The sequence below is a fragment of the Pseudomonas sp. LBUM1660 genome, from assembly GCF_059695935.1.
This window is the reverse complement of the sequence record NZ_CP166795.1, coordinates 1,593,604-1,610,013: the sequence shown is the minus strand read 5'-3', so window position 1 is coordinate 1,610,013 and position 16,410 is coordinate 1,593,604. Positions and strand designations below refer to the sequence as shown.

Annotated in this window: 14 protein-coding genes; 9 read left to right on the top strand and 5 right to left on the bottom strand. The window is 60.2% G+C overall.

Annotated elements, in window-relative coordinates:
• Positions 1-30: 30 nt before the first annotated feature.
• From ACA068_RS07560 to ACA068_RS07550, 3 genes are all read right to left on the bottom strand, one after another.
• Complete coding sequence (locus ACA068_RS07560; RefSeq protein ID WP_497308824.1) at positions 31-354, bottom strand: amidase; 324 nt, start codon at positions 352-354, stop codon at positions 31-33.
• Complete coding sequence (locus tag ACA068_RS07555; RefSeq protein WP_497308822.1) at positions 351-1,445, bottom strand: serine hydrolase domain-containing protein; 1,095 nt, start codon at positions 1,443-1,445, stop codon at positions 351-353. Before ACA068_RS07555 ends, ACA068_RS07560 begins: the two co-directional genes overlap by 4 nt.
• A 172-nt stretch (positions 1,446-1,617) precedes the next feature.
• The gene (locus ACA068_RS07550; protein ID WP_497308820.1) at positions 1,618-2,496 is read right to left on the bottom strand and encodes an acyl-CoA dehydrogenase middle domain-containing protein; all 879 of its coding nucleotides are present in this window, start codon (positions 2,494-2,496) and stop codon (positions 1,618-1,620) included.
• A gap of 155 nt (positions 2,497-2,651) precedes the next feature.
• Here ACA068_RS07550 and olsB point away from each other — a divergent pair, with 155 nt between their 5' ends.
• Positions 2,652-3,407 carry an L-ornithine N(alpha)-acyltransferase gene (gene olsB, locus ACA068_RS07545; protein ID WP_010462503.1) on the top strand — a complete coding sequence of 252 codons (756 nt, stop codon included), beginning with the start codon at positions 2,652-2,654 and terminating at the stop codon, positions 3,405-3,407.
• The gene (locus ACA068_RS07540) at positions 3,407-4,198 is read left to right on the top strand and encodes a lysophospholipid acyltransferase family protein (protein WP_219095247.1); all 792 of its coding nucleotides are present in this window, start codon (positions 3,407-3,409) and stop codon (positions 4,196-4,198) included. The genes olsB and ACA068_RS07540 overlap by 1 nt, the downstream gene beginning before the upstream one ends.
• A gap of 120 nt (positions 4,199-4,318) precedes the next feature.
• Here ACA068_RS07540 and ACA068_RS07535 read toward each other — a convergent pair whose 3' ends face one another.
• Positions 4,319-4,894 carry an acyl carrier protein phosphodiesterase gene (locus ACA068_RS07535; protein ID WP_497308817.1) on the bottom strand — a complete coding sequence of 192 codons (576 nt, stop codon included), beginning with the start codon at positions 4,892-4,894 and terminating at the stop codon, positions 4,319-4,321.
• 171 nt (positions 4,895-5,065) lie between these two features.
• Here ACA068_RS07535 and ACA068_RS07530 point away from each other — a divergent pair, with 171 nt between their 5' ends.
• The 3 genes from ACA068_RS07530 to ACA068_RS07520 are packed head-to-tail and all read left to right on the top strand — an operon-like array spanning position 5,066 to position 7,629.
• Complete coding sequence (locus ACA068_RS07530; RefSeq protein WP_010462509.1) at positions 5,066-5,386, top strand: ArsR/SmtB family transcription factor; 321 nt, start codon at positions 5,066-5,068, stop codon at positions 5,384-5,386.
• Between the two features lie 3 nt (positions 5,387-5,389).
• Positions 5,390-6,556: an MFS transporter gene (locus ACA068_RS07525; protein ID WP_497308815.1), complete on the top strand. Its 1,167-nt coding sequence runs from the start codon at positions 5,390-5,392 to the stop codon at positions 6,554-6,556.
• A gap of 23 nt (positions 6,557-6,579) precedes the next feature.
• The gene (locus tag ACA068_RS07520; RefSeq protein WP_497308813.1) at positions 6,580-7,629 is read left to right on the top strand and encodes an alkene reductase; all 1,050 of its coding nucleotides are present in this window, start codon (positions 6,580-6,582) and stop codon (positions 7,627-7,629) included.
• A 249-nt stretch (positions 7,630-7,878) separates the two neighbouring features.
• Here the strand turns inward: ACA068_RS07520 and emhR are convergent, their stop codons facing one another.
• A complete protein-coding gene (emhR, locus tag ACA068_RS07515) occupies positions 7,879-8,511 on the bottom strand; it encodes an efflux system transcriptional repressor EmhR (protein ID WP_497308811.1) in 633 nt (210 codons plus the stop codon).
• A gap of 264 nt (positions 8,512-8,775) precedes the next feature.
• On the opposite strand from emhR, the gene emhA reads away from it, so the two are divergent.
• The 4 genes from emhA (at position 8,776) to ACA068_RS07495 (ending at position 16,230) form a co-directional block, all read left to right on the top strand.
• The gene (emhA, locus tag ACA068_RS07510; protein WP_497308809.1) at positions 8,776-9,933 is read left to right on the top strand and encodes an efflux RND transporter periplasmic adaptor subunit EmhA; all 1,158 of its coding nucleotides are present in this window, start codon (positions 8,776-8,778) and stop codon (positions 9,931-9,933) included.
• 3 nt (positions 9,934-9,936) lie between these two features.
• Positions 9,937-13,086: an efflux RND transporter permease subunit EmhB gene (gene emhB / locus ACA068_RS07505; RefSeq protein WP_497308807.1), complete on the top strand. Its 3,150-nt coding sequence runs from the start codon at positions 9,937-9,939 to the stop codon at positions 13,084-13,086.
• Positions 13,083-14,543 carry an efflux RND transporter outer membrane subunit EmhC gene (gene emhC, locus ACA068_RS07500; protein ID WP_497308805.1) on the top strand — a complete coding sequence of 487 codons (1,461 nt, stop codon included), beginning with the start codon at positions 13,083-13,085 and terminating at the stop codon, positions 14,541-14,543. The genes emhB and emhC overlap by 4 nt, the downstream gene beginning before the upstream one ends.
• A 427-nt stretch (positions 14,544-14,970) precedes the next feature.
• Complete coding sequence (locus ACA068_RS07495; RefSeq protein ID WP_497308803.1) at positions 14,971-16,230, top strand: OprD family porin; 1,260 nt, start codon at positions 14,971-14,973, stop codon at positions 16,228-16,230.
• Positions 16,231-16,410: the final 180 nt, after the last annotated feature.

Below are 16,410 nucleotides of genomic sequence, written 5' to 3'. Positions count from 1 at the left end.
AGCCCTACACCACAAGAAATTTCAGCACATTCAGGGTTGCAGGCGGCAACCCTGGCGTTCGCCGATCCATTGCGCGCTGTTGCTGCGGCCCATGCCGCTGACGGTCACGCGCTTGCTCGCGGGGTCATCGGTAAAGTCGCTGGTGGGCAGCCACTGTTTTACATAGGTGTGGCAGTACCCGGCCTGATTGTTCATCACGTACCGGCACGAGCAATATTCCTTGGCGGTGTAGGCGCTGATGATGTCGGGGAATGCCCACAACGCCACCCGCTCCTGCCAGATCCAGCCGAGCAAGGCGACCAGCAGTACCAGCCACATCGTGCTGAACGGTCGGCGACGAATAAAGTTGTTCATGGCTGCACCTTCCCGGCAAAGGCCTTGAGCGCGAGCTTGAGCAATTCGTTGTGCAGGTAGAGGTCGTCGCGGTCATCGCCGTAGCGCACGATCACCAGGTTTTCACTGGGAATCACGTACATCGCCTGCCCCCAATGGCCTAGTGCGGCAAAGGTGTCAGCAGGGGCATCCGGCCAGGGACTGGCAGCACCCTCCCCCGCGCGATTGAGCCACCAATGGCCGCCAGGAACCGCATCGTCCTGATTGGCTTGATAGCGGGCGAAGGGTTCGCGGTTAAAGGCGACCCAGTCTTTGGGCAGCAGCTGTCGATCACCCCAACGACCGTCACGCGCCATCAGCAGACCGACTCGCGCCAGGTCACGGGCGGTGAGGTAGGCATAGGACGAAGCGACGAAGGTTCCCGTGGCATCGCTTTCCCAGACGGCGTGGCGAACCCCCAGAGGCTCGAACAGTGCCGTCCATGGATAGTCGGGATAACGTACCGGGCCGACGATGTTTTTCAGCGCCGCAGACAACAGATTGCTGTCACCGCTGGAGTAACGGAATGCCTCGCCGGGTTTGGCGTATTCACCGTGATCGGCGGTGAACGCGGCCATGTCCGGGTGCCCCCGGGTGTAGAGCATCGCGACCACCGAGGATTTCAACGGCGCGTATTCATAGTCTTCCTGCCAGTCCAGACCCGAGGCCCAATGCAGCAGGTCGGCCATGGTCAGGGTCGGGTGTTTTTCCAGCAGTGGATAAAACTTCAGCACCGGGTCCTGGAGTTTGAACAGACCTTCGCCATAGGCGACGCCAAGGACCGTGGCCATCAGGCTTTTGCTGATCGACCAGGTCAGGTGGGGAGTTTCAGCAGTGGTTTGGCCGGCGTAGCGTTCGTAGATCAATTGGCCGTCACGGATCACCAGCAAGGCGTCGGTGCGGATGCCTTTCCGAGTTGAATCATCGCGAGGTGGGAAGGCGTAGGTTTCCAAGGCTTTAACTGCTGGCCCGGTGACCGTCGGAGCGGTCGACCATTGCTCGGCGGGCCAGGTTTCGGCGTGGGCGGTGAGGCTGATCAGCAGCGTGAAAATCAGGGGCAAGCCTTTGAACATGGCGGGGGCTCGGAGGGATGAACCTGCAGAGCCTAGTCGAGGTTGATGACAATTTAGGAATTTGTGTCGCCTATGCGGCCGCCTTCGCGGGCAAGCCTCGCTCCTACAGGAGTTCGCGATCCCATGTAGGAGCGAGCGGTGCGGCGATCCGACTTGCCCGCGAAGAGGCCAGTCAGATCGCCGCCAACGCCTTGGCCAATCGCTTAACTCTGGCTCCCGCCGCCAGATCCATCACGCTCTGATCACGCTGCCACATCGCCGCCCAGTGCTGCGGGCCATCGACCAGTGCCTGATTGACCTCAGCCTTGAGCCCCTCGAATTGCGCAAACAATCCCCCCAGCACCACATGCCCGGCCAAATTATTCGGCGCTTGCCGGCTGACTTCCGCACACCCGGCCAGCAGCGCCAGCAACCGCAATTGCAGGGCCTGAGACCAATCACTGTCCTGCCCCACCCCATACAGCCACGCGGTCATCGCGCTCAGTACATAAATGTCTTCCAGCGTGCGGAACGGTTTGACGTAGGCATCCCAGCCATCCCCCGCGAGCAATTCGCACTGGGCGTTGTCCAGAAACAACCGACCGTGGCTGATGTCCGGCATCAGCGCGATGGCCGGGAGTTTTTCCAGGCGCACGCCCGGTTCATCGGGATAGACCACCGCCAGACTCAAGCGCGCAGTTTCGCCGGGCGCTTCGCTGCGCGCGGCTATCAGCAGCCAGTCGGCCGCATCGCCAGCGGTGACAAAATCCTTGCGCCCACTCACGCGTAAATCGCTCAGGCGAGTCTGCATGTCGGCCACCCGCAGGCTGCGCTGTTCGGTGGCACACAACGCGCCAAGGCTCAGCGGTGCACTCGGCCAAAGCATGCGCAGCGCCGCCTGATAGCCCACCAGAAACGCGAGCCCCGGCGTCGCCATCAGCCGACCGCCGACCACCGCCAGCTCGAAAGGCGTGACCGTCCCCAACGTGTGCAACAAGGTCGCGAAACCCTCCGCCAGGTCCGGGTTAACGGGCAGGCGATCGCGGCGATTCAACAGGTTTTGCCAGGGCATAAGAGGCTCCTTGAGGGCTGTCATATAAGCATCACCAAAGCTTCATGGCGATGACACCGGGGCTACATAGCCTGACTTTGCACAACACGGCTGCATAAAGAAAGTCGATCGGCTCTAACCCAAGACGGGTTGACCAGCCCGCACGGAGATTCCCAATGACTCAGATCGCCCGCATCAGCGACACCGGCAATGAACGCCGCCTGCAAGCCGAACGCCTGGTGGGCGCCGAGGCATTGCAGGAAGCCCAGGCCTTGCGTTTCAACGTCTTCAGCGGCGAGTTCAACGCCAAGCTCAAGGGCGCGGAGCTGGGTCTGGACATGGACGACTATGATGTTCACTGCGCCCACATTGGCGTGCGTGACTTGAACACCGGTCGCTTGGTAGCGACCACCCGTTTGCTCGATCACACGGCCGCCAGCAGTCTGGGCAAGTTCTACAGTGAAGAAGAGTTCAGCCTGCACGGCCTGGTCCACCTGAAGGGTCCGATCCTGGAAATCGGTCGCACCTGCGTCGACCCGGCTTATCGCAACGGCGGCACCATCGCGGTGCTCTGGGGTGAATTGGCTGAAGTGCTGAATCAGGGCGGCTACAGCTATTTAATGGGTTGCGCGAGCATTCCGATGCAGGACGGCGGGATTCAGGCCCACGCGATCATGCAGCGACTGCGCGAACGTTACCTGTGCACCGAACATTTGCGGGCCGAGCCGAAAAAGCCGCTGCCGGTTTTGGACCTCCCATCCAACGTGATCGCCGAAATGCCGCCGCTGCTCAAGGCCTACATGCGCCTGGGCGCGAAGATCTGCGGCGAGCCGTGCTGGGACGAAGACTTCCAGGTCGCCGACGTGTTTATCCTGCTCAAGCGCGACGAACTCTGCCCGCGTTATGCCAAGCACTTCAAGGCGGCGGTCTGATGAGCCGGTTACGGGTGTACGCGCGGATTGCGCGAGTGCTGGTGGTGGTCGCGTTGGGGTTGAGCATGGCCAGTGTGTTCGGGCTGTTCGAGCGCTTGGGGATTGCCCATTCGATGGTACGCCGCCAACGCTGGTCGCGATTTTTCATGGCGCGGTTGAGCAACGCCCTGCCCTTTCGCGTGACGGTTCACGGTGAACTGCCGAAAGAGCCGATGCTGTGGGTCAGCAATCACGTGTCCTGGACCGACATTCCGTTGCTGGGCATGCTCACGCCGATGTCATTTCTGTCCAAAGCCGAAGTGCGCACCTGGCCGGTGGCCGGTTGGTTGGCGGCCAAGGCTGGCAGCCTGTTTATCCGTCGCGGCTCGGGTGACAGCCAACTGATTCGCAAACAGATGACGCGCCACCTGGCGCAGGCACATCCGCTGCTGATGTTCCCGGAAGGTACCACCACCAATGGACGTTCATTGCGTACCTTTCATGGCCGCTTGCTGTCAGCGGCGATTGATTCTGAAGTGAAGCTGCAGCCGGTGGCGATTCGTTATCTGCGTGACGGTGAACTTGATTCGCTGGCGCCGTTCATTGGCGATGATGATTTGCTGTCGCACCTGATGCGGTTGTTTGCCAATGATCGCGGGGAAGTGGAAATCAAAGTGCTCAAGCCGATCGCTTGCGAAGGCCGGGAGCGTGCGGCGCTGGCGTTCGAGGCACAGCAGGCGGTGCAGAAGGCGTTGTTTGGGGCGATCCCTCAGGCGCAACCGGAACCGCTGCGCCCCGCAATCGCGGCGTGATGCAGATCCCCTGAACAAACACTAATCCCCTGTGGGAGCGGGCTTGCTCGCGAATGCGGTGTATCAGTTGGTATCAATGCTGAATGACACACAGCATTCGCGAGCAAGCCCGCTCCCACATTAGATTCGCGGTGTTGCAGCGAACTTCTGAAGCTGCGGATAGAACAACCGGAAATCCTCACTGAGCGGCTCATACAGAACGCGCAATTCCTGCATCGCCCCCGCCAGTTCCTCTGGTCGGGTCAACCGCCGGGAAATCCCCCGTAGCACCTGCTCCAGCACGTCGAATTCCTGATAAGACCCCAACCAGTCATTCGCCACCATGTGCGGCGCAATCCTCGCCAACCGTTCCGGCAATTGTGGCTCCGCCGACAGCACCCGATACACATCCGAGGTGAACCGCTCCAGCGGCTGAGCCGAATAAAGTGTCCAGTCCCGCGCCAGGCAGTGGTCGAAAAACACGTCGAGCACGATCCCGGCGTAACGCCGGCGCGTGATGGAAAACCGCGACAGCGAGGCATCCACCAACGGATGGCGGTCGGTAAACACGTCGATGCTGCGATGCAGCTGGATGGCCGCTTCAATCTCCGGGTCGAACTGCCCTTGCAGCCGTCCCTTGACGAAATCGCCATACAGACTGCCGAGCAATTGACCGGGACGCTGGCCACCGAGGTGAAGATGGGCGAGATAGTTCATGGGCGCAGCTTAGCATTGCGCCCTCGAATGTTTACACTCAGCGCATCGTTATAACCCGATATAGCGATTTATGCGGTCGCCAGACCAAAATCATATTTGTATATCGCGATCTACCGATTTAAAGTTCGCCTCATCGCGATATAGCGTTTTACTCATCACGAGCCCAAACCCATGACCATCGACCTCGACGAAATAATAAAAGCCCTGGCACACCCAGTCCGCCGAGACATCCTCATCTGGCTGAAAGACCCCAAGACCCAGTTCCCGGAACAGATCCACAACCACGAGTACGGCATTTGCGCCGGACAGATCGATCAACGCTGCGGCCTGTCGCAGTCGACCGTGTCCGCCCATTTGGCGACCTTGCAACGTGCGGGACTGATCAGCAGCCAGAAAGCCGGTCAATGGCACTTCTTCAAGCGCAACGAGGACGTGATCCAGGCGTTCCTCGCGGCCATCGTCAAGGAGCTCAGCGCTCCGACAAGGAATTAACCAATGCCCCTCTCGCTTATCATTCTGGCCTTGAGCGCCTTCGCCATCGGCACCACCGAGTTCGTCATCATGGGCCTGCTGCCCGACGTGGCGGCTGATCTCGGCGTATCGATCCCGGGCGCTGGCTGGCTGGTGACCGGTTACGCCCTGGGCGTGGCCATCGGTGCGCCGTTCATGGCACTGGCCACCTCCAGATTACCGCGCAAGGCTGCACTGGTAGCGTTGATGGGCATCTTCATCATCGGCAACCTGCTCTGTGCCATGGCGACCGATTACAACGTGCTGATGTTTGCCCGTGTGGTCACCGCCCTCTGCCACGGCGCGTTCTTCGGTATCGGTTCGGTGGTGGCGGCAGGTCTCGTTCCGGCGAACAAACGCGCGTCCGCCGTGGCCTTGATGTTCACCGGCCTGACCCTGGCCAACGTACTCGGCGTTCCGCTGGGTACCGCGCTCGGTCAGGAAGCCGGCTGGCGTTCGACCTTCTGGGCAGTGACCGTGATTGGTGTGATCGCGTTGATTGGCCTGATCCGCTTCCTGCCGGCCAAGCGCGATGAAGAGAAACTCGACATGCGCGCCGAATTGCGCGCCCTCAAAGGCGCCGGGATCTGGCTGTCGCTGAGCATGACGGCGCTGTTCGCGGCGTCGGTATTCACCCTGTTCACCTATGTCGCCCCGCTGCTCGGTGATGTCACCGGCGTCTCGCCCAAAGGCGTGACCTGGACCCTGATGCTCATCGGCCTGGGCCTGACGGTCGGCAACATCATCGGCGGCAAGCTGGCTGACAAAGGCATGGCCGCGACGCTGATCGGCGTCTTCATCTCGATGGCCGTGATCTCGACCGTACTGACCTGGACCAGCGTCGCACTGATCCCTGCCGAAATCACCCTGTTCCTCTGGGCCACCGCGTGCTTTGCCGCCGTGCCCGCCCTGCAAGTGAACGTGGTGACCTACGGCAAGGCCGCGCCGAACCTGGTGTCGACCCTCAACATCGGCGCTTTCAACATCGGCAACGCCTTGGGCGCCTGGGTCGGCGGCAGCGTCATCGCCCACGGTTTCGGCCTGACCAGTGTTCCACTCGCGGCAGCCGCACTGGCGGTACTCGCCCTGCTGGTGACCCTGATTACTTTCCGTCAGCGCGGTAATCCCGAACTGGCCCCTGCTACCAACTGATACCTCACGAGGGTTGTACTTAAATGACGACTATTTTCGATCCGATCAAACTGGGCGACATCGAGCTGGCCAACCGCATCATCATGGCGCCGCTGACCCGCTGCCGCGCCGACGAAGGCCGTGTTCCGAACGCCCTGATGGCCGAATACTACGTACAACGCGCCTCGGCCGGCCTGATCCTCAGCGAGGCCACGTCGGTCACGCCAATGGGCGTCGGCTACCCGGACACCCCGGGTATCTGGTCCAACGATCAGGTGCGCGGCTGGGCTAACGTGACCAAAGCGATCCACGGCGCCGGTGGCAAGATTTTCCTGCAACTGTGGCACGTCGGCCGGGTTTCCCACGAGTTGTACCTGAACGGTGAAGCGCCAGTCGCACCGAGCGCCATCCAGCAAAAAGGTCACGTCAGCCTGGTTCGCCCTCTGGCTGATTACCCAACTCCGCGCGCCCTGGAAACCGCTGAAATCGCCGACATCGTCGACGCTTACCGCGTGGGTGCCGAGAACGCCAAGGCCGCCGGTTTCGACGGCGTGGAAATCCACGGCGCCAACGGTTACCTGCTCGACCAGTTCCTGCAAACCAGCACCAACCAGCGCACCGACAATTACGGCGGCTCCCTGGAGAACCGTGCTCGCCTGTTGCTGGAAGTGACCGACGCTGCGATCGAAGTCTGGGGGGCAGGCCGCGTGGGTGTGCACCTGTCACCACGTGCCGACTTGCATGACATGGGCGACGACAATCTGTCCGAGACCTTCACCTATGTCGCTCAGGAGTTGGGCAAACGTGGCATCGCGTTCATCTGCTCCCGTGAGCAAGACGCAGGCGACAGCCTCGGCCCACAACTTAAAGAAGCGTTCGGCGGCCCGTACATCGTCAACGAACGCTTCACCAAGGACACCGCCAACGCCTGGCTGGCTTCCGGCAAAGCCGATGCAGTCGCCTTCGGTGTGCCGTTCATTGCCAACCCGGATCTGCCTGCACGTTTGAAGGCCGATGCGCCGCTGAATGAGGCGCGTCCTGAATTGTTCTACTCCAAGGGCCCGGTCGGCTACATCGACTATCCAGTGATGTAAGCGTCCCCCTTGAAATGCAAAAGCCCCGACTCGAAAGAGTCGGGGCTTTTTGTTGCGCCATGGTTATTCACAGGGCTTCACACTGATTCACACGCTCGACACAAAATCCCTACAAAATACGTAGTTCGCTACCTTTCAACCTGACGAGCGTGCGTATATAAAAGCATCCCATTGCAATAAGGCGTGCATTGAAGGGATCAATACTCGCCTTAATGGTTGACATAACCGGATCCAATTACGCATTTTGTTTCATTTGCGCAGGCTGGGGCTCAAGCGCAGCATGTCCAACCCTGTATTGACCCAACGCTCGGCTTCAGTGTGCAGTTGAAAACTGTCGGGGGCCAATAGCCACTGGTAAAGCATGCCATCGATGTAGGCGTGCAGGCTGATGGCCGCGCGGGCCGTGTCGAGGTCCTCGGGCATTTGCCCCCGATTCACCGCATTACTCAGGGCCAGGGCGATTCGCACATTGCATTCGAGACTGACCTCTCGGCGCTGCTGACGCAGGTCGCACATTTCATCGGTGAATTCGCACTTATGAAACAAAATCTCATTGATGCGTCGGGTTTTCGGGTCCAGGGCAACTTGATGAAACAAATGAATCAGCAGTTTGCGCATGCAGCCCAGCGGGTCGAGTTCATCTTCGCTCTCACTGGCCCTGGCCATTTCATCGAGCGGCTCTTTCAAGCTATCGAGCATGGCCTGCACCAGGTCCGCCTTGTTGCTGAAATGCCAGTAGATGGCTCCGCGAGTCACACCGGCCAGGGTCGCGATGTCCGCCAGCGTCGTGCGCGCCACGCCCCTTTCATAAAAGGCCTTCTCTGCCGCTTCGAGTATCTGGCTGCGGGTTTCTTGAGCTTCCTCTTTGGTACGACGGACCATGGCAGTAAAACCTCAATCAGGATGCTTCAGCGATGTCTGAACAGCCGCTGAACAAAAGTGGGGCGAGCGCTCTTGGGTCTCGTCCCCGGCTTACAATTCGAACCTTTGACGGGCGTTGGTAACAGGGTGGATACGCAGTCAAGGTGTTTACAAACAACCATGAACGTAAGTATATTCCTTAGCAAGCTACTTATCCACCCGGCACCTATTTTTACCCTTCCACATTTCTTGTGCGCTTCATGCGCGCCTGACCCGAGGATTTTCATGCAATTCAAGCCAGCTGTTACCGCTCTGGTCACTGCCGTCGCCTTGGCATCACTGCTCAGCGGATGCAAAAAGGAAGAAGCGGCACCCGCCGCGCCACCTCCTCAGGTCGGCGTTGTAACCCTGCAACCTCAAGCCTTCACCCTGACTTCCGAACTTCCGGGTCGTACCAGCGCGTTCCGCATTGCCGAAGTGCGCCCACAGGTCAACGGCATCATTCTCAAACGTCTGTTCAAGGAAGGCGGCGACGTCAAGGCCGGCCAGCAGCTGTATCAGATCGATCCGTCGGTCTATGACGCTACGCTGAAAAGCGCCGAAGCCAACCTGCAACAGACGAAGTCAATCTCGGATCGCTACAAGCAACTGGTCAACGAACAGGCTGTCAGTCGTCAGGAATACGACACGGCCGTGGCCAACCGCATGCAATCGGAAGCTGCTCTGCAAACCGCGCAGATCAATGTGCGCTACACCAAGGTCTACGCGCCGATCTCCGGCCGCATCGGTCGCTCGAACGTGACCGAAGGCGCGCTGGTGACCAGCGGCCAGGTCGATGCCATGGCTGTCATCCAACAACTGGACCCGATCTATGTCGACGTCACCCAGTCCTCCGTAGAGTTGCTTGAGCTGCGCCGCGAACTGGAAAGCGGTCGTCTGCAAAAGGCCGGTGACACCGCGGCAGCGGTCAAGCTGACCCTGGAAGACGGCAGCCAGTACAAGCAGGAAGGCAAGCTCGAGTTTTCCGAAGTCTCGGTTGACCAGACCACCGGTTCCGTGACCCTGCGTGCCGTGTTCCCGAACCCTGATCACACACTTCTGCCGGGCATGTTCGTTCACGCCCAGCTGCAGGCCGGTGTGAACAGCGCAGCGATCCTGGCGCCACAGCAAGGCGTGACCCGCGACCTCAAAGGCACGCCGACCGCGCTGGTCGTCGGTGCGGATAACAAGGTCGAACTGCGTCAGCTCAAGGCCAGCCGCACCGTCGGCAGCCAATGGCTCATCGAAGACGGCCTGAAGGCCGGCGATCGACTGATCACCGAAGGGCTGCAATACGTCAAACCTGGCATCGAAGTCAAAGCCAGTGAAGCGACTAACGTTGGCGCAAAGAACCCGGCCCCCGCACAGGCAGCTGACAAGGCTTCCAGCGGCAAAGGGGAGTAAACCATGTCGAAATTTTTTATCGACCGTCCGATTTTCGCCTGGGTAATTGCCCTGGTGATCATGCTGGTCGGGGCTCTATCGATCCTCAAGCTACCGATTAACCAGTACCCAAGTATTGCGCCACCGGCCATTGCCATCTCCGTGACCTACCCAGGCGCGTCTGCACAAACCGTGCAGGACACCGTGGTGCAAGTGATCGAGCAACAGCTCAACGGTATCGATAACCTGCGTTATGTCTCCTCGGAAAGTAACTCCGACGGCAGCATGACCATTACCGCGACCTTCGAGCAGGGCACCAACTCCGATACCGCGCAGGTCCAGGTCCAGAACAAACTGAACCTGGCCACCCCGCTGCTGCCGCAAGAAGTGCAGCAACAGGGTATCCGCGTGACCAAGGCAGTGAAAAACTTCCTGTTAGTGATCGGCGTGGTCTCGCGCGACGGCAGCATGACCAAGGACGACCTGTCCAACTACATCGTGTCGAACATGCAGGACCCGATCTCGCGGACCGCCGGTGTTGGTGACTTCCAGGTCTTCGGCTCCCAGTACGCGATGCGTGTCTGGCTCGATCCGGCCAAGCTGAACAACTTCAACCTGACGCCAGTGGACGTGAAAGCGGCCATCGCAGCGCAGAACATCCAGGTGTCCTCCGGTCAACTGGGCGGCCTGCCTGCTGCCCCCGGCCAGCAGTTGAACGCCACCATCATCGGCAAGACCCGCCTGCAGACTGCCGAGCAGTTCAACAAGATCCTGCTCAAGGTCAACAAAGACGGCTCGCAAGTGCGCCTGTCCGATGTCGCCGATGTGGGCCTGGGTGGTGAAAACTACAGCATCAACGCTCAGTTCAACGGCGCACCGGCTTCCGGTCTGGCGGTGAAACTGGCCAACGGTGCCAACGCTCTCGACACCGCGAAAGCGCTGCGCAACACCATCAACACGCTCAAGCCGTTCTTCCCGCAAGGCATGGAAGTGGTCTTCCCATACGACACCACCCCAGTGGTGACCGAGTCGATCAAGGGTGTGGTTGAAACCCTGGTCGAAGCGATCGTGTTGGTGTTCCTGGTGATGTTCCTGTTCCTGCAAAACTTCCGCGCCACCGTCATCACCACGATGACCGTGCCGGTGGTATTGCTGGGTACATTCGGGATCCTCGCGGCGTTCGGTTTCAGCATCAACACCCTGACCATGTTCGGTATGGTGTTGGCCATCGGTTTGCTGGTGGACGATGCCATTGTCGTGGTGGAAAACGTCGAACGGGTCATGAGTGAAGAAGGCCTGTCACCCAAGGAGGCCACCAAGAAATCCATGGGGCAGATCCAGGGTGCACTGGTCGGTATCGCCCTGGTGCTGTCAGCGGTACTGCTGCCGATGGCGTTCTTCAGCGGCTCCACGGGCGTGATCTACAAGCAGTTCTCTATCACCATCGTCTCGGCCATGGCCCTGTCTGTGCTGGTTGCCCTGATCTTCACCCCGGCACTGTGCGCCACCATGCTCAAGGCGATTCCGAAAGGCGAGCACGGCACACCCAAACGCGGCTTCTTCGGCTGGTTCAACCGCAGTTTCGACCGCGGCGTCAAAAGCTATGAGCGCGGCGTAGGCAACATGCTCACGCACAAGGCGCCGTACCTGCTGGCCTACTTGATCATTGTCGTCGGCATGATCTGGCTGTTCACCCGCATCCCAACGGCGTTCCTGCCGGAAGAAGACCAGGGCGTGCTGTTTGCCCAGGTCCAGACCCCGGCCGGCTCCAGCGCCGAGCGCACGCAGGTGGTGATCGATGAGATGCGCTCTTACCTGCTGGATAAGGAATCGAGCGCCGTCGCCTCGGTCTTTACCGTCAACGGCTTCAACTTCGCCGGTCGCGGCCAAAGCTCGGGCATGGCGTTCATCATGCTCAAGCCGTGGGATCAGCGGGATGCGGAAAACAGCGTGTTCAAACTTGCCGCCCGCGCCCAGCAGCACTTCTTCACCTTTCGCGATGCGATGGTGTTCGCCTTCGCGCCACCCGCGGTACTGGAGTTGGGTAACGCCACCGGTTTCGACGTGTTCCTGCAAGACCGCGCCGGTATCGGTCACGACAAGTTGATGGCGGCTCGCAACCAGTTCCTCGGCATGGCGGCACAGAGCAAGGTGCTTTATCAGGTGCGTCCGAACGGCCTGAACGACGAGCCGCAATACCAGTTGGAAATCGATGACGAGAAGGCCAGCGCGCTGGGCCTGACCCTCACCGACATCAACAGCACCCTGTCGATTGCCTTGGGCAGTAGCTACGTCAACGACTTCATCGACCGTGGTCGGGTGAAGAAGGTCTACGTGCAAGGTCAACCCGGTTCGCGGATGAGCCCGGAAGACATCAAAAAATGGTATGTGCGTAACGCCGCAGGCACCATGGTGCCCTTCTCAGCCTTCGCCAAGGGCGAGTGGATTTACGGTGCGCCGAAGCTTTCGCGTTACAACGGTGTAGAAGCGATGGAAATCCTCGGTGCCCCGGCTCCGGGCTACTCCACCGGTGACGCCATGGCGGAAGTCGAAGCCCTGGCCAAGAAACTGCCGGCCGGTGTCGGTATTTCCTGGACCGGTCTGTCATACGAAGAACGACTATCGGGCTCACAGGCGCCAGCGCTGTATGCGTTGTCGCTGCTGATGGTGTTCCTGTGCCTGGCGGCGCTGTACGAAAGCTGGTCGATTCCGATCGCAGTAATGCTGGTGGTGCCTCTGGGGATCATCGGGGCGCTGTTGGCCACCAGTCTTCGGGGACTCTCCAACGACGTGTACTTCCAGGTAGGTCTGTTGACAACCATCGGTCTGGCAGCGAAAAACGCCATTCTGATCGTCGAATTCGCCAAGGAACTGCATGAGCAAGGGCGTAGCCTGCGCGATGCGGCAATCGAAGCGTGCCGGATGCGTTTGCGACCGATCATCATGACCTCGCTGGCCTTCGTGCTCGGTGTGGTACCGCTGGCGATTTCTACGGGCGCCGGTTCAGGTAGCCAACATGCAATCGGCACGGGCGTTATCGGCGGTATGATCACCGCCACCGTATTGGCGATCTTCTGGGTCCCACTGTTCTTCGTCACCGTGTCGTCCATTGGCCAACGCAAAAAAGCCGACCAGGACGACGCTATTGAACCTTCTAAAGAGGCTGGCCAATGAGCAAGTCGCTACTCTCCATCGCAGTTGCCGCCTTCGTGCTGAGCGGCTGCTCGCTGATCCCCGATTATCAGCAGCCTGAGGCGCCAGTGGCGGGCCAATACCCGCAAGGTCCGGCGTATTCGCCGGCCCAGGCGCCAAGCCAGGCGGCTGCGGAACAGGGCTGGAAGCAGTTTTTCCATGACCCGGCCCTGCAACAGCTGATCCAGGTTTCGCTGGAAAACAACCGTGACCTGCGTGTCGCAGCCCTGAACATCGACGCGTTCGCCGCTCAGTACCGCATCCAGCGTGCCGATCTGTTCCCGGCTGTTTCGGCCAATGGCACCGGCAGCCGTCAGCGCGTTCCGGCTAACGCTTCGCAGACCGGTCAAGCAGGGATTACCAGTTCCTACTCGGCCACCGTCGGCATCAGCGCTTATGAACTCGACCTGTTCGGTCGGGTTCGCAGCCTCAGCGAAGAAGCCCTGCAGAAATACTTCGCCACTGAAGAAGGCCGCCGCAGCACGCAGATCAGTCTGGTGGCCAGCGTGGCCAATGCCTACCTGACCTGGCAGGCCGACAAGGAACTGCTGAAACTGACCCAGGACACCCTCGGCGCGTTCGAGGAGAGCTACAAGCTCACCGCGCGCAGCAACGAAGTCGGTGTGGCCTCGGCCCTGGACCTGGCCCAGTCGCGCACCTCGGTGGAAAACGCCCGGGCACAATTGGCCAAGTACACCCGTCAGGTCGCGCAGGATGAAAACAGCCTGGCGCTGCTGCTCGGAACCGGCATCCCGGCCAATTTGCAAGCCGCCAAACCACTGTCTGACAACCTGCTGAGCGACGTACCGCCCGGTCTGCCATCGGACTTGCTGCAACGTCGTCCGGACATTCTCCAGGCCGAGTACAACCTGAAAGCGGCCAACGCCAACATCGGCGCGGCACGGGCGGCGTTCTTCCCGAGCATCAGCCTGACGGCCAACGCCGGGACCCTGAGCCCGGACCTGTCCGGTCTGTTCAAGGGCGGTTCGGGCACCTGGTTGTTCTCGCCGCAGATCAACCTGCCGATCTTCAACGCCGGCAGCCTGCGCGCCAGCCTGGATTACTCGAAAATCCAGAAAGACATCGGCGTGGCGAACTACGAGAAGTCCATTCAAACGGCCTTCCAGGAAGTCGCCGACGGCCTGGCCGCCCGCCAGACCTACACCGATCAGTTGCAGGCGCAGCGTGATTTCGTCACCGCCAACCAGGACTACTACCGTCTGGCCGAGCGTCGCTACCGTATCGGTGTCGACAGCAACCTGACCTTCCTCGACGCCCAGCGTCAGCTGTTCAGTGCCCAACAAGTGCTGATCACCGATCGTCTGGCGCAGCTGGTCAGCGCGGTCAATCTGTACAAGGCGTTGGGTGGTGGCTGGAACGAACAGACGGCGAAAGTCGAACCGCTGAAAGAAGAAGCGCCGAAGATGAAGTTGTTCTGATAGCGCTGTGAAAACATCAAGCCCACCTTTTTGGTGGGCTTTTTGTTGGCTGCGGGAAAAGGTGTGTTGTCAGGACTGCCCCCTTCGCGGGCAAGCCTCGCTCCTAAATCATATTCCATGAACCCGGCACAACCCGTAGGAGCGAGGCTTGCCCGCGAAGAGGCCAGCCCAAACAACACAAAAGCCTCAGACCAACATGCGTTCGATAACCGCCCAAAACCCGCTTTTGCCGATTGAACCCTCAAGTCCATCCCCCGCACCATTCGTCGCACAAGACCAATAACATCAGGTTCGACACCATGCCCCCGCGCCCTGCCCTGTCCGGCTGACCCCACCCCGTTTTTCACGACATCGAATCCCTTGTCTGCAACCCCAACGTTGCGGCAGCGCCCCGTTTCATCCCTAACAATTAGAGAGACCCGAGCCCATGACGCCTTCCACCACGCCTTACTACTTCCCAAGCCTGATCGCCATCGCCCTGGCCAGCGCGGCACTGCCCGCCATGGCCGAGGAGTCGGGTTTTGTCGAAGGCGCCAAGGTCAACCTGAACCTGCGCAATTTCTACATCAACCGCAACTTCACCAACCCGACCAAGGCCCAGGGCAAGGCGGAAGAGTGGACACAAAGTTTCATTCTCGACGCCAAGTCTGGCTTCACCCAGGGCACCGTCGGGTTCGGCTTGGACGTGCTGGGGTTGTACTCGGTGAAGCTCGATGGCGGTAAAGGCACGGGCGGGACGCAGTTGCTGCCGCTGGATCACGACGGCCGCCCGGCGGACAACTTCGGTCGCACCAACGTAGCGTTCAAGGCCAGGTTGTCGCAAACCGAAGTCAAGGTAGGCGAATGGATGCCGGTGCTGCCGATCCTGCGCTCGGACGACGGTCGCTCCCTGCCGCAAACCTTTCGTGGTGGCCAGATCACCTCGAAAGAAATCGCCGGCCTGACGCTCTATGGCGGCCAGTTCCGCGCCAATAGCCCGCGCGACGACAGCAGCATGAGCGACCTGTCGATGACCGGAAAACCGACCTTTACCTCCGACCGCTTCAACTTCCAGGGCGGCGAATACGCCTTCAACGACAAGCGTACCCAGATCGGCCTGTGGAACGCCGAACTCAAGGACATCTACAGCCAGCAGTACGTGAATCTGATTCACAGTCAGCCCATTGGCGACTGGACCCTCGGCGCCAACCTGGGTTTCTTCTACGGCAAGGAGGACGGCAGCGCCCGAGCCGGCGACCTGGACAACAAGACCTGGTCAGGTCTGTTCTCGGCCAAATACGGCGGCCACACCTTTTACGTCGGCCTGCAAAAACTCACCGGCGACAACGCCTGGATGCGGGTCAACGGCACCAGCGGTGGCACCCTGGCCAACGACAGCTACAACGCCAGTTATGACAACGCCCGGGAAAAATCCTGGCAGCTGCGCCACGACTACAACTTCGTCGCCCTCGGCATCCCCGGCCTGACCCTGATGAACCGCTACATCAGCGGCGACAACGTGCACACCGGAGCCATCACCAACGGCAAGGAATGGGGCCGCGAAAGTGAACTGGGTTACACCGTGCAAAGCGGCGCGCTCAAGGACCTCAACGTCAAATGGCGCAACTCGACCATTCGCCGGGACTTCAGTAATAACGAGTTCGATGAGAATCGGTTGATCGTCAGCTATCCGATCAGCCTGCTGTAAACACCGATCAAATGTGGGCGCGACGGTACGGCGATCCGACCTGCTCGCGAAGGCAGCGGCACATTCCGAACTGGGGTGGCTGACAGACCGCTTTCGCGAGCAGGCTCGCCCACACTGGATTTGCGCCACCTGTCCGATTGGCTGGCGCTTTACCGACCTTCAATTACAGTGAAAAAACCT

Bases quoted from the DNA above. Each gene is read 5' to 3' on its own strand.
- ACA068_RS07555 (WP_497308822.1), bottom strand. From the start codon at position 1,445: ATGTTCAAAGGCTTGCCCCTGATTTTCACGCTGCTGATCAGCCTCACC.
- ACA068_RS07520 (WP_497308813.1), top strand. From the start codon at position 6,580: ATGACGACTATTTTCGATCCGATCAAACTGGGCGACATCGAGCTGGCC.
- ACA068_RS07550 (WP_497308820.1), bottom strand. From the start codon at position 2,496: ATGCCCTGGCAAAACCTGTTGAATCGCCGCGATCGCCTGCCCGTTAAC.
- ACA068_RS07530 (WP_010462509.1), top strand. From the start codon at position 5,066: ATGACCATCGACCTCGACGAAATAATAAAAGCCCTGGCACACCCAGTC.
- ACA068_RS07560 (WP_497308824.1), bottom strand. From the start codon at position 354: ATGAACAACTTTATTCGTCGCCGACCGTTCAGCACGATGTGGCTGGTA.
- emhC (WP_497308805.1), top strand. From the start codon at position 13,083: ATGAGCAAGTCGCTACTCTCCATCGCAGTTGCCGCCTTCGTGCTGAGC.
- ACA068_RS07540 (WP_219095247.1), top strand. From the start codon at position 3,407: ATGAGCCGGTTACGGGTGTACGCGCGGATTGCGCGAGTGCTGGTGGTG.
- emhR (WP_497308811.1), bottom strand. From the start codon at position 8,511: ATGGTCCGTCGTACCAAAGAGGAAGCTCAAGAAACCCGCAGCCAGATA.
- ACA068_RS07495 (WP_497308803.1), top strand. From the start codon at position 14,971: ATGACGCCTTCCACCACGCCTTACTACTTCCCAAGCCTGATCGCCATC.
- olsB (WP_010462503.1), top strand. From the start codon at position 2,652: ATGACTCAGATCGCCCGCATCAGCGACACCGGCAATGAACGCCGCCTG.
- ACA068_RS07525 (WP_497308815.1), top strand. From the start codon at position 5,390: ATGCCCCTCTCGCTTATCATTCTGGCCTTGAGCGCCTTCGCCATCGGC.
- emhB (WP_497308807.1), top strand. From the start codon at position 9,937: ATGTCGAAATTTTTTATCGACCGTCCGATTTTCGCCTGGGTAATTGCC.
- ACA068_RS07535 (WP_497308817.1), bottom strand. From the start codon at position 4,894: ATGAACTATCTCGCCCATCTTCACCTCGGTGGCCAGCGTCCCGGTCAA.
- emhA (WP_497308809.1), top strand. From the start codon at position 8,776: ATGCAATTCAAGCCAGCTGTTACCGCTCTGGTCACTGCCGTCGCCTTG.